Source organism: Pauljensenia sp. UMB1177 (genome assembly GCF_030217965.1).
Lineage (GTDB): Bacteria > Actinomycetota > Actinomycetes > Actinomycetales > Actinomycetaceae > Pauljensenia > Pauljensenia turicensis_A.
In genome coordinates this window covers 179,273-191,941 of record NZ_JASOOV010000004.1, presented here as the reverse complement: position 1 = coordinate 191,941, position 12,669 = coordinate 179,273, and the positions used below count along the sequence as shown (strand labels likewise).

The window sequence follows — 12,669 nt, the reverse complement described above, 5'->3', positions numbered from 1 at the left end:
GCCCAAGTCTACCGTGATTGGGCGTCAAAACTCTTATCCTGGGATTCAATTTCAAGGTGATCGTTCCCATGTTCAGCGATTTTAGAAGCGTTTTCGCCACTTTCAGCAGGCACGAAGCGTTCGTCGCCCTGCAAGATAGTGGATCGTCCCAGTCTCCCGGCAACGAAGTAGACAATGAGGCCTAGCGCAAAAATGGCGAGCGATGTCCATACGTTCAGGCGCACTCCGAAGAAGGTGTGAGCCGTGTCGATGCGCATCATTTCAATCCAGCTTCGTCCAAGTGGATATGCGATCAGGTAGAGCGCGAACACCTGTCCAGAGGCGAAACGGAAACGACGATCGCACCACACGATGATTGCTGCCATCGTCAAATTCCACAGGCACTCATAGAGGAATGTTGGGTGAAACAGGGTTCCCGAGGCAAAACCATCGGGCAGATGCGCGTCGTCGATCTGCAAACCCCATGGCAACGTCGTGGGGCCACCGAAAAGCTCTTGATTGAACCAGTTCCCCCAGCGACCAATGGCCTGGGCGACCAGTAATGCTGGTGCAAGCGAATCAGCAAGCGGGCCAAGGCGCTTCCCGGAACGTTTCACTGCAATCCAAGCGCCGACTGCACCCAGAGCGACACCGCCCCAGATGCCCAAGCCACCTTCCCAGATTTGAATGATTCGAGCCGGATCACCGTTTGGACCAAAGTAGGCTTCGGGTGATGTGAAGACATGGTACAGGCGAGCTCCGATAATACCGATCGGGATCGCCCAAAGGGCCACGTCATACATCAGTTCAGGGTCACCGCCACGTTGTGCGTAGCGCTTGGACGTCCAGTAGACGGCGATAAACATGCCGATAACGATGATTAATCCGTACGCGCGTAGCGGTAGCGGACCGATGTACCAGACACCCTGCGACGGCGAAGGGATGGAGGCGCTGATCACAATCGGGCTCCTTTCACTCCTGAAACCAAGTCGTGAGCACGTTCTTCAAGAAGACGAAGGCCGCGGTCAATTGGCTCGTTAAACAGTGTCTTCACCAGTGCGGAGCCCACGATAACGCCGTCGGCGTACGCACCGATTTCTTTCGCCTGCTGGCCGTTCGAAATACCAAGACCAACGCACACGCGCTGAGCCCCGGCATCTCGCGTGCGTTCAACGAGGTCCTTGACGTGCTCTCCCACGGATGCGCGAGCACCGGTAACCCCCATTGTCGAGGCAGCGTACACCCAGCCTTCGCTATGCGCACTGATCAGTTCCAACCGGCGCCTCGGAGACGAGGGGGCGACAAGGTACGTGCGCTCCAAGCCGTATTCTTCTGCGCTTGCTTCCCACTGCGCCCCTTCTTCTGGAGGAAGGTCGGGGGTAATCAGACCGGAACCACCCGCAGTAGCAAAATCACGGGCAAAGCGCTCCACCCCCCACCACTCGACAGGATTCCAGTAGGTCATCACCGCGGTGGTCAGTCCATAACTGGTCAGTTCTTCAACAGCTCGAAACAGATCTTCAAGGTGAGTACCGTGTTCAAGAGCAGCAACTGTTGCCTTCTGAATCGTGGGTCCATCCATTCCTGGATCGGAATAGGGGAAGCCCAGTTCTAGTACGTCAAAACCACAATCTGCAAGGACTTTGCCCGCTCGAATGGAATTATCAACCGACGGAAAACCAACGGGAAGGTATCCGATGAGAGCTGCGTCGCCTCGTGAATGAGCTTCGTCGATGCGATGCCCAGCTTTCAATTCTTTGCTCACTTGCCCGCCTCTTCATCATCGTCCAACTGGGAAATGCCAGTCGAACCGGCACTGGGGTCAATCACTTGACGAGTCGCATGACCCAAGTTGAACCACTTCGATGCCGTGTCCACGTCTTTATCTCCGCGTCCCGACACAGTGACAATGGCAATCGGACCTTCACCTTCAGCAAAGGGACCGCCGTTTTCGCAAACCTTCTGCGCGGCCCACTGGCGGATACCTGCAAGAGCATGCGAAGACTCAATTGCGGGAATAATACCCTCGGTGCGCGATAGCAACCGGAAAGCATCCATCGCATCGGCATCGTTGATGGGAATGTAGCGAGCGCGACCGATCGCAGCGAGCCACGAATGTTCGGGGCCAACACCCGGGTAGTCGAGACCCGCCGAAATCGAATGTGATTCCTTCGTTTGACCGTCTCGTTCTTGAAGCAGGTACGTGCGGGCTCCGTGAAGAACACCGGTTTCATTCGCGGTAATCGAAGCGGCATGGCGACCGGTCTCAACCCCGTCTCCACCAGCTTCGCACCCGAGTAGTTCGACATCGGGATCGTCGAGGAATGCGGTGAAAGTACCGATTGCGTTCGAACCACCACCGATACATGCGCAGACGATGTCCGGCAAACGGCCTTCCATTGCCAGAAGCTGTGCTCGAGCCTCATCACCAATCACTCGCTGTAAATCACGAACAAGTTCCGGGAATGGATGAGGACCAGCCGCGGTACCGAAGATGTAGTTGGTTGTAGCTTCGTTCGTCACCCAATCGCGGAATGCTTCATTGATTGCATCCTTCAGAGTCTTCGAACCGGATGCTACGGCGACAACTTCCGCCCCAAGCATCTGCATTCGAGCAACATTCAGTGCTTGACGTCGAGTATCTTCTTCGCCCATGTAGACGGTGCACTCCAAGCCAAGAAGCGCCGCTGCAGTGGCGGTCGCAACACCGTGTTGCCCGGCACCGGTTTCAGCGATGACTCGGGTTTTGCCCAGTTCCTTCGTCAAAAGAGCTTGGCCAAGCACGTTGTTGATCTTGTGCGAGCCCGTATGATTCAAGTCTTCGCGCTTCAAAAAGACGCGCACTCCCCCAAGCTCGCGGGAGAAACGAGGCGCCTCGGTCAGCAAAGACGGACGACCCGCATACCCAACAAACAGGTCACGAAGACGCTTCTGGAACGCAGGATCGGGCCATAAGCGCTTCCACTCACGTTCAATAACCTCGAGTGGTCCCATCAATGATTCGGCGACAAACCGTCCACCGAATTGGCCAAAGTAGGGGCCTTGAACGTTTGACAGTGCCACGTTACTTCTCCTCTAGAGCGGCGCGAACGCGCGCCTTACGGTCGGTCAGGAGAGCCGGATGAGAGCCGGCACATACCATGTCACGAATGGAGGACAACGGATCACCGCTGGTCACCAGAGCCTCTCCGACGAGAACAGCATCAGCACCCCACTTGGCGTATTCGAAAACGTCGTGGGGGCCTCGTACACCTGACTCCGCGACGGCGACAACGTCAGCTGGAATCACATCAATCACCTGGTTAACGGTGTCGCGGTCAACTTCAAGGGTCTTCAGATCTCGAGCATTGACCCCGATAATCCGTGCTCCCGCTTCGAGCGCTCGCAACGCCTCAAGACGCGAATGCGTTTCAACCAGAGCATTCATCCCCAGCGAATGGACGCGTTCCAGAAGCGAGACAAGTGCCGGCTGTTCAAGTGCGGCGACAATCAAGAGGACGAGGTCCGCTCCATGTGCCCGCGCCTCGTGAATCTGATACGGAGTAACAATAAAATCCTTGCGGAGCACTGGAATATCCACTGCGGCACGCACTGCATCAAGGTCAGCGAGGGAGCCAGAGAAACGACGTTTTTCCGTTAGAACAGAAATGGCGGTTGCGCCACCTTCTTCGTAGATCGACGCAAGACGCGCAGGATCAGGAATATCAGCAAGAGCGCCCCTTGACGGAGAGGAACGCTTCACTTCGGAAATAATCGATACGGCGCCTTCGCGTTCCTTGAAGGCTGCGAATGCGTCATGGGCATCGGGGGCACGCAGTGCACGTCGCTTGATTTCGTCCATGGGGACGTGGGCCTCGCGCAAGGCAAGATCTTCACGGACACCTGCGATGATGTCATCTAAGACTGTCATGATTGCGCTCCTTCGCCACTACCGTCGTCAATTCGATGCTAGTGGGTACTAGCAGAGATACTGAAATGGGCTCATCATGTGTGCTCATACGTCACCTCGCTGACCGATGACTGCACCAAGGTCACCGCCTTCTTCGAAACAGGAACGCTTCCCCGTGTGACAGGCAACCCCAACCTGGTCCACTTCGATGAGCAACGCATCGCCGTCACAATCAAGACTGACAGCCTTCACAAACTGGAGGTGTCCGGACGTATCACCTTTGCGCCAATACTCTTGGCGACTTCGCGACCAGAAGGTCACTCGCCCTGTCGTCAGCGTCCGATGAAGAGCCTCGTCATCCATCCACCCAAGCATTAAAACTTCACGGGTATCCCACTGCTGAACGACAGCAGCAACAAGACCGGCAGAATTACGCTTTAAACGCTGAGCAATCGAAGGATCTAAAGTCATTCATCTATCTTGACACGAACAGGTCAACACGACCTCTGCCGTTCATTCTCCGGCTATAACGCCATCGCACACATCGAAGCGACCGGCCTCGTACCCTCAAAAAGAATGCAGTCAACTGCGTAGGCGAAAGAACCGCCTACTGCCACTGAAGAATCGCACCCCAGCCGATATACCCACCGGCAGCACCAAGAATCAGCCACGGTCCAAGAGGTATCCGCGCCCCGGTCCCCGCATTGCCGACGACCAATCGCCACAACGCGGCGCCACCGGCCAAAACGAAGGAAATAATCAAACCACCGTAGGCAGCTTGGATACCAACGCACCCAAGCAACGCTCCAAGGACAGGAGCAATCTTCACGTCGCCAAAACCGACACCGCCCGGGATCCTAGAAAGGATCCACAAGGGAACCGCCCAAATTGCCATCGACAGGACAATACGCACGATCACTTTCACGGGCGTTTCCGAGTGAAAAATCATGCCCAGCGCACCGAAGGTCACGCCGATCGCCATCGTAGCCGTGTATGCGTTGGGAAGCTTGTGCGTTCGAGCATCAACCAAAGCAGAGAGCGCCCCAATCATCGCAACCGACACAATAGCCGGTGCCGACGGTTTCAGTTGCAGCGTCACAATCGTTGCAGCCCCAAACAAAGCGGAGGTCCACACGATACCCGTGCGCTTATACGGTGTCAGCGTCGCTTCAATGAAATATCGGCGTTGGACGCGCCAGCCGTAGCGCCACAGCCAATAGATGATGATCAGCCATGTTGCGAGTGCTAACGCAAGCGACAAGTCCTGGACCGTTGTTGCTTCACGGACGCGCAGAAGACTTAAAAAATCGCTCATTGAGGAATCACCTGACGCATCGCCTCCACATCAGCGTTCTTCCCCGTCATTAGCTGAACCTGAAGATGCGCTTGATGAAGAAGCATCTCGACACCGTAGACAACGCACGCGCCATTGGCTTCATACACCTGTACAAGCTGCGTGTCACGAGGCGAATAAATGACATCAAGCAGACACTGATCGGTTCTCGGGCTCAATTGCTTGGCAATATCATCGCCAATATGTGCGGGCAACGTAGAGATGAGGATGTCTGCCGAAGCGATCTCATGCATCACTCGTTCATGATCGCTGAAAAGAACCTGGTCAATCTCAACACCCAACCGCGTTGCTGCCACAACAATCGAACCCGGTCCGCCAAAACGACGCGCGATCACAGTTGTGCGAGTGATACCAAGCGTGCCCAAGGCTGCAAGGGACGAGGCCGCCGTCGCTCCACTGCCCAAGATCACTGCAGAATGCGGCGCATCACACCCCCTGCGCGCTCGAGCCTGATCGATAGCCATCACGATCCCGTGCACATCGGTGTTAAAACCGGTCAACACGCCTGCCGATGGGACAACGGTATTCACACTTCCAACCGCTTGGGCCAAAGGATCGCAGACATCAATCAAAGACATGATGTCCTGTTTGCACGGCATGGTCACGGAAAGACCGAGGCACCCTGAATCGAGCGAGGACAGGAAAGACGGCAACGTTTCTTTCGTGACCTCGATTGTGCGGTACGTCCAATCAGAACCCACGCCGACAGAATCCCACGCTGCCCTGTGCAAAAGAGGCGATAGTGAGTGCTCAATGGGTGAGCCGATTACGCCAGCCCAACTCATTGTGTCAGCACTTCCCGGGGTGAGCTTCGCAGTAGTCCTTGAATTTCTTCTGATTGGCTTCGTGATCGGCCAGCGTTGAAGCAAACACCGTCTCACCCGTATCCAAATCAATGGTCACATAGTACAGCCAGTCGCCATCCGCAGGATGCATCACGGCCTTGATTGCTGCTTCACTGGGCTGAGCGATCGGGCTCGGAGGAATCCCCTTATGAAGGTATGTGTTGTACGGGTTCTCATCCAGCAGATCGGAAGCAGTTGGTACGCCACCGGTTTTACCAACTCCGTAAAGAACCGTTGAGTCCATTTGGAGCAAGCCACGAGTCTCGTTTTCAGTATCAGCAAGGCGATTTTCAATCACTCGAGCGACCTTGGGCAGGTACTCGTCGAGATTCACTTCACGTTCGAGAATTGAAGCCTTGTTCAAAACAATTTCGCGCTGGTCTTCAGCGACACCGGCACTATCGAGCGTGGAAATCGTAGTGGCAACCATCTGGGCAACCAGAGTCACCGGAGTATCCGAAGACGCCACTTCGTATGAACCCGGAGCAAGCCACCCCTCAACGTTTCCCCCAGCCACATCGGGCAAACCAATAGCGCTGGCATCTTCAAATGCTGCGGTGACATCATCAAAGCTGAAATCGGTGACAGATGAAATACGCTCGGCAATTTCTGCCTTGGTTTGACCCGGAGTGACAGTCACCGTGTTATCAGACCTATTAGCGTCATCAAGCAATGCGGCAACCGCATCAGACGCCCTCATCTGCATTTTCAGCGTGTATGTGCCCGGACGGATCATTGTGGCTGCTTTATTCGCGTCATACGAGCGGATAAAGGCTGCAACGCTCTTGACGACGTCAGCATCAACCAGTGACTGACCGATTTCGGCACCTGTTTCGCCGACATCGATCGTCACTTCAACAGAGCCTGAACCTGGACCTGGATAGTCATCGTCCAATTGCGAGAAGGAAGATGAAGGCGCGGTCAGTTGGCGTACGGCATACACTGCTGCACCGCCAATGAGAGCAATAACGATTGCCAGGATAATGAACGCGCGGATACGACGATTACGCTTACGACGGCGGGCTTGACGACGTTCTAGTTCTAGGCGTCGAGAACGCATGCCGGTCGTTTCACTACTCACGGTTTCAAAAAGAGGAAGATCATTCGACTGTGGCGTTGCGGGCGGTGTCTGCGCGCGCTGGTGCGAAGCCTGAGTGCCTGCTCGTCCCTGCATATCTCGTCGTCGAGGAAATGGAGGGCGTTGCGAGTTGGGCGTCGTCACGAAAGATCCTTCCCTTCAATGATGATCTCAAGCCCTGGGGCTCGATCGCTCATTCGTTCCGCTTCAAGTGCTTGCTCAAGAATGATTTGAGCAGCCACCTGATCGACAACCGCTCGGTGTTCCCTCTCTGGAACGCCTGACTGTCGTAAGCGCGCATGCGCTTGATTTGAGGATAGCCTCTCATCAACCAATGCGACACGAACATGTGGCCTAGCTAGCTTAATTCGTCTGCCGTAGCGCCGAGCGCCTTTTGCTGAAATTCCCTCTCCACCTTTGAGATGTTTCGGCAGGCCTACGATGACTTCTAAGGCATCGTATTCGTCGATGATTGAGCAGATACGCTCAACGTCAGAACCGTCATCAGCTCGGATAACAGTTTCAACGGGCATTGTGAGTATGCCGTCCGGGTCGCAGCGACTCACTCCAACCCGGACAGTTCCAACATCAACACCGATGCGCGTTCCGCGACGAAGACTCACGAATGAGCAACCTCGCGACGGATCGCGTCAAGCGCTTCCTTGATCGCGTCGAGCTTGGTGCCACCGCCCTGTGCGATGTCATCACGGCCACCGCCGCCACCACCAAGGTGCTGGGCGACAGCGCGAACAAATGCGCCTGCCTTAGCCTTGCGCTCGCGTGCCTTCTCGTTTGTCACAACGACGATCGAGGGCTTGTCGTTCACTCGGCCGATGAGAGCGACAACAACCGGATTCGCATCGCCAAGACGATCACGAACTTCAAGAGCCAGAGTGCGCAACGCGTCAGCGGACGGCATAACGCCTGCATCATTGGCGACTACAGCAATGCCATTGAGCGACTGTGCCGTATCAGCAAACGTCTGCGCCTGAGCCAGTGCTTGCTCAGTGCGCATGCGCTCGAGTTCCTTCTCAGATTCCTTCACTCGAGCAAGCAACGAAGCAATACGATCCGGAAGCTCTTCGCTACGGCCCCCCACCATGGTCGACAGCTGGGAAACCAAAGCATGTTCCTTTGCCTGGAACGAATACGCGCCATTGCCGACAAGCGCATCAATGCGTCGCACGCCCGAACCAATGGATCCTTCACCCACGATCGTGATACGACCAATGTGGCCGGTCGTAGGAACATGGGTGCCACCGCAGAGTTCCTTATCGAAGCCGTCACCGATGGTGACAACACGGACCTCAGCACCATATTTTTCGCCGAAAAGTGCAATCGCGCCGGAAAGGCGGGCCTCTTCGATCGACATCACGTCAGTCTTGACCACGAGGTCCTCGGCAAGCTTTTCATTGACAAGGGCTTCAATGTCGTTAATCTGCGAACCCTCGAGAGCCGAGGAGTGACGGAAGTCGAAGCGTAGACGTGACGGTGAGTTCTCAGAACCAGCCTGATCGGCGTCTTCGGCAACGATTCGACGCAGACCCGCATAGACCATATGGGTTGCGGTGTGAGCGCGAGCAATCGCCAGACGACGCTCAGAGTCAACCTCTGCCCATGCCTTCGCACCAACCGTCACTACGCCTTCAGTCAGCGTGCCACGGTGAACCGACAGCCCCTTAATCGGAGCCTGGACATCGTGGACCTCGATAATGCCACCGTCTGCAAGGCGAATCTGACCGTGGTCAGCGAGCTGACCACCCATCTCAGCGTAGAACGGAGTGCGGTCAAGGACGACCTCGACCTCAGCAGGCGCCTGCGCGACGGGAGCGGGAACGGAATCAACGAGAAGAGCGGTGATCGTCGCTTCGGAGCCAAGATCTGTGTAGCCGAGGAAGGTCGAGCCACCACCCATCTGCTTCTCAATATCTTGGAAGAGGCGAACGTCGGTGTGGCCGGTCTTCTTTGCGCGAGCATCGGCGCGTGCACGGTCCTTCTGCTCCTGCATGAGAGTCTTGAAAGCATCCTCGTCAACCTTCAGGCCCTGCTCGCTTGCCATTTCAAGCGTCAAGTCAATCGGGAAGCCGTAGGTGTCATGCAGTGAGAATGCTGATTCGCCGGACAGAACGTGAGATCCAGCCTTCTTCGCATCACGAACGGCGGCGTCAAGAATCGTAGTGCCGGCGCTCAGCGTGCGACGGAATGCGTCCTCTTCGGCGTATGCGACGTCCTGAATGGTTGCCCAATTCTCGTTGAGTTCCGGGTAGGACAGGGACATGACGTTCTTCGAAGCTGTCAGCAGACTCGGCATCGTGGCCTCGTCGACGCCCAAAAGACGCATCGAACGCACCGCACGGCGGATCAGACGACGCAACACGTAGCCTCGTCCATCGTTGCCCGGACGCACGCCGTCATTGATCAGCATGAGCGCAGAACGCACATGATCTGCGACAACGCGCATACGCACATCATCGTCATAAGCGACACCCGCGCTGGGGCCTGAGGCACCCAAGCCGTACTTCTTGCCCGACATCTGCTGTGCGACATCAATGACCGGGAAGACTTCGTCGATCTCGTACATGTTCGGCTTGTCCTGCATGATGAATGCAAGACGCTCAAGGCCAGCACCCGTATCAATTGCGGTCTGGTCAAGCTTGCCAACGAGTTCGAAGTCGTGGCCTTCACCTTCGCCTCGAACAAATTCGTCGAAGACGAGGTTCCAGATTTCAAGGAAGCGGTCGCCAGCAACGTCGGCGACGGGACCGCCATCGGGGCCAAACTCAGGACCACGGTCGTAGTGGATTTCACAGCATGCGCCAGCAGGACCCGGCTGACCGGTCGACCAGGAGATCTCTTCAAACGGAAGACGCTGGATGCGCTCTGCGGGCAGGCCGATCGTCTTCGTCCAGTAGTCGAAGGAAACCTCGTCTTTTTCCCAGATGGTCATCCACAAGCGGTCGCCGTCAAGGCCGTAACCGCCCTTATCCTGCGGAGTTGTCAGCAGTTCCCACGCGTGGCTGATAGCGCCTTCCTTGAAGTAATCGCCAAAGGAGAAGTTACCGTTCATCTGGAAGAACGTACCGTGCCGCGTGGTCTTACCAACATTGTCAATATCATTCGTACGAATGCACTTCTGCACCGATGCTGCGGTCGGCCACGGAGCCGGCTCTGTTCCCAGAATGTAGGGAATAAACGGCACCATGCCCGCGACGGTGAACAGAATGGAAGGCTCCGGAGAGATCAACGAAACCGAAGGCGAAATATGGTGGCCTTTGGATTCGAAGAAGTCGAGCCAACGTGAACGAATTTCAGAGGTGCGCATGGTTCCCTATCGTAATAGGTGAGGGCCAGATAAAGCACATCTGACCAACGGGGTGAAAGAAAACAACAGAGCCCCGAGAAAAATCTCGGGGCTCTGCAAAAGTGTGATCAGCGTGAGTAGTGTTCAACGACCATCTGGACGTCACAGGTCACGGGGACTTCAGCGCGCTTCGGGCGACGAACCAAAGTGGCCTTGAGGCGCTCAAGCTCGACGTCCAGATATTCGGGAACTGCCGGCAGAACGTCACGGTGGATGCCCTGAGCAGCAATTTCGAACGGAACGGTGGTCTGCGACTTCGGCTTGACCTGGATGGTCTGACCCGGCTTCACACGGAAAGACGGACGGTCAACGATCTTGCCGTCAACCAGGATGTGACGGTGAACGACGACCTGACGTGCCTGCTGGATGGTGCGGGCGAAGCCTGCACGCAGAACCAGGGCGTCAAGACGCGTTTCAAGAAGCTCAACCAGGTTTTCACCGGTCAGGCCAGCGGTACGACGTGCTTCTTCGAAGGCGCGACGCATCTGGGATTCGCGGATGCCGTACTGAGCGCGCAGACGTTGCTTTTCCTTCAGACGAACGGCGTAGTCGGATTCTTGACGACGACGGGAGCGACCGTGCTCGCCGGGGCCGTAGGGGCGCTTCTCGAAGTAGCGGACTGCCTTCGGGGTGAGTGCAATGCCGAGGGCGCGGGATTCGCGCACCTGCTTGCGGGAACGGTTCTGTGCCATTTCCTCTATCTTTCCTGTTTCTTGTGTCATGACCATGGACTATCCGTTGGCCACGGGGTCAACTCCCAGAATTGCTTCTTTCGGCTAAGACCCCAGGTGTGCCATACAGGCAACCCGTCAAGACTACCGTAGTTTCAGTAGTTTCCTAATCACGGACAGGCGTTCAGTGATGAGTTTCTCATGCCCGTTCGTGGTTGGCTCATAGTAGCGTGCACCCTCAAGATTGTCGGGAAGATACTGCTGGGTAGCAACGTGATGCGGTTCGTCGTGCGCATAAATGTACTCTTGACCGTGGCCCAGTCGTTTCGCTCCCCCGTAATGAGCATCGCGCAGATGCATGGGAACAGGTCCGCTCTTTCCAGCTCTCAGGTCCGCAATCGCCCTGTCAATACCAAGGTAGGCAGCGTTCGACTTCGGCGCGGTTGCGACAGCAATGACCGCTTCGGCCAAAATAATGCGCGCCTCCGGCATGCCGATCATTGCCACTGCTTGAGCCGCAGCAACGGTTGTAGATAGGACCTCGGGAGCTGCCATACCCACATCTTCCGAGGCAGCGATCATGACGCGCCTCGCAATAAAACGAGGATCCTCCCCCGCTTCTAGCATTCGCGCCAGATAGTGCAACGCCGCATCAACGTCAGAGCCTCGCATCGATTTAATGAACGCCGAAGCAACGTCGTAGTGCTGATCCTGGTCCCAGCGGACAAGCGCTTGGTTCGCGGCGGTCTGCACGTGATCAAGGGTGATCGCTTGGGACTGTTGGTCGTCGGCTGCTCCAGCAGCAGCTTCCAGCAGAGTCAGTGACTTTCGTGCATCGCAGCCAGCAAGGCGTACGAGGCCCCCCATCGCGTCGTCATCCAGTGTGTAAGCGCCATTCAGACCTCGTTCATCATCGAGAGCACGACGGATTAAGAGCTCAATCGCCTCTTCTTCGAGTGGCTCGAGCACCAGCAAGATCGAACGTGAGAGCAACGGCGAGATCACCGAAAACGATGGATTCTCGGTTGTTGCAGCAACGAGGGTTACCCACTGATTTTCGACAGCTGGGAGAAGAGCATCCTGCTGAGACTTCGAGAAACGATGAACTTCGTCGATGAAAAGAATGGTTCCTTCACCGGTTGACGCGGTACGCCTCTTCGCGCTGACAACAACGTCTCGAATATCTTTTACGCCAGCTGAGACCGCGGACAATTCTTCAAAATGACGACCGGATGATTGAGCAACAAGGTAGGCAAGTGTGGTTTTACCAGTGCCCGGTGGGCCCCACAAGATCACGGAAGAAACCTGAGGAGCACCCGGTTTAACCGGAGCGAGCAACCGTCGAAGAGGCGAACCTTCTGAGAGAAGATGGCGTTGCCCAATGACTTCGTCGAGAGATGTTGGACGCATACGCACCGCAAGAGGAGCATGCGAGTTAAACTGCGGAACTCCGTCGGCAGTTAAAGAGTCGGAACTAAAAAGGTCCACGAGG

General features: G+C 56.1%; 12 protein-coding genes. All 12 read right to left on the bottom strand.

The window, feature by feature from the left end; translation table 11 throughout:
- Window positions 1–8: 8 nt before the first annotated feature.
- Window positions 9–938: a prolipoprotein diacylglyceryl transferase gene (gene lgt, locus QP442_RS06785; RefSeq protein WP_103632594.1), complete on the bottom strand. Its 930-nt coding sequence runs from the start codon at window positions 936–938 to the stop codon at window positions 9–11.
- Entirely contained in the window at window positions 935–1,744 is an 810-nt protein-coding gene (trpA, locus tag QP442_RS06780; protein WP_006681080.1) for a tryptophan synthase subunit alpha, read from the bottom strand. Before trpA ends, lgt begins: the two co-directional genes overlap by 4 nt.
- Window positions 1,741–3,042 carry a tryptophan synthase subunit beta gene (trpB, locus tag QP442_RS06775; RefSeq protein WP_103632593.1) on the bottom strand — a complete coding sequence of 434 codons (1,302 nt, stop codon included), beginning with the start codon at window positions 3,040–3,042 and terminating at the stop codon, window positions 1,741–1,743. Before trpB ends, trpA begins: the two co-directional genes overlap by 4 nt.
- Before the next feature lies 1 nt (window position 3,043).
- Complete coding sequence (gene trpC, locus QP442_RS06770; RefSeq protein ID WP_103632592.1) at window positions 3,044–3,889, bottom strand: indole-3-glycerol phosphate synthase TrpC; 846 nt, start codon at window positions 3,887–3,889, stop codon at window positions 3,044–3,046.
- Between the two features lie 84 nt (window positions 3,890–3,973).
- Window positions 3,974–4,339: a phosphoribosyl-AMP cyclohydrolase gene (hisI, locus tag QP442_RS06765; protein WP_103632591.1), complete on the bottom strand. Its 366-nt coding sequence runs from the start codon at window positions 4,337–4,339 to the stop codon at window positions 3,974–3,976.
- Window positions 4,340–4,475: 136 nt separating this feature from the next.
- Complete coding sequence (locus QP442_RS06760; RefSeq protein ID WP_006681084.1) at window positions 4,476–5,183, bottom strand: prepilin peptidase; 708 nt, start codon at window positions 5,181–5,183, stop codon at window positions 4,476–4,478.
- Window positions 5,180–6,007 carry a shikimate dehydrogenase gene (locus tag QP442_RS06755; protein WP_006681085.1) on the bottom strand — a complete coding sequence of 276 codons (828 nt, stop codon included), beginning with the start codon at window positions 6,005–6,007 and terminating at the stop codon, window positions 5,180–5,182. Before QP442_RS06755 ends, QP442_RS06760 begins: the two co-directional genes overlap by 4 nt.
- 4 nt (window positions 6,008–6,011) lie before the next feature.
- Window positions 6,012–7,289 carry an endolytic transglycosylase MltG gene (mltG, locus tag QP442_RS06750; protein WP_103632590.1) on the bottom strand — a complete coding sequence of 426 codons (1,278 nt, stop codon included), beginning with the start codon at window positions 7,287–7,289 and terminating at the stop codon, window positions 6,012–6,014.
- On the bottom strand, window positions 7,286–7,768 hold the full coding sequence (ruvX, locus tag QP442_RS06745) for a Holliday junction resolvase RuvX (protein WP_103632589.1): 483 nt from the start codon (window positions 7,766–7,768) through the stop codon (window positions 7,286–7,288). The genes mltG and ruvX overlap by 4 nt, the downstream gene beginning before the upstream one ends.
- A complete protein-coding gene (gene alaS / locus QP442_RS06740) occupies window positions 7,765–10,467 on the bottom strand; it encodes an alanine--tRNA ligase (protein ID WP_103632588.1) in 2,703 nt (900 codons plus the stop codon). Before alaS ends, ruvX begins: the two co-directional genes overlap by 4 nt.
- 107 nt (window positions 10,468–10,574) lie before the next feature.
- Window positions 10,575–11,198 (bottom strand): 30S ribosomal protein S4, encoded by a 624-nt coding sequence (gene rpsD / locus QP442_RS06735; RefSeq protein ID WP_040318548.1) that lies wholly within the window; start codon window positions 11,196–11,198, stop codon window positions 10,575–10,577.
- Between the two features lie 123 nt (window positions 11,199–11,321).
- On the bottom strand, window positions 11,322–12,665 hold the full coding sequence (locus tag QP442_RS06730; protein WP_103632621.1) for a replication-associated recombination protein A: 1,344 nt from the start codon (window positions 12,663–12,665) through the stop codon (window positions 11,322–11,324).
- Between the last annotated feature and the right edge of the window lie 4 nt (window positions 12,666–12,669).

What these genes read in the sequence shown, in the direction of transcription:
- QP442_RS06755 (WP_006681085.1), bottom strand. Translation starts at nt 6,007, where the DNA reads ATGAGTTGGGCTGGCGTAATCGGCTCACCCATTGAGCACTCACTATCG.
- alaS (WP_103632588.1), bottom strand. Translation starts at nt 10,467, where the DNA reads ATGCGCACCTCTGAAATTCGTTCACGTTGGCTCGACTTCTTCGAATCC.
- QP442_RS06760 (WP_006681084.1), bottom strand. Translation starts at nt 5,183, where the DNA reads ATGAGCGATTTTTTAAGTCTTCTGCGCGTCCGTGAAGCAACAACGGTC.
- rpsD (WP_040318548.1), bottom strand. Translation starts at nt 11,198, where the DNA reads ATGGCACAGAACCGTTCCCGCAAGCAGGTGCGCGAATCCCGCGCCCTC.
- trpC (WP_103632592.1), bottom strand. Translation starts at nt 3,889, where the DNA reads ATGACAGTCTTAGATGACATCATCGCAGGTGTCCGTGAAGATCTTGCC.
- hisI (WP_103632591.1), bottom strand. Translation starts at nt 4,339, where the DNA reads ATGACTTTAGATCCTTCGATTGCTCAGCGTTTAAAGCGTAATTCTGCC.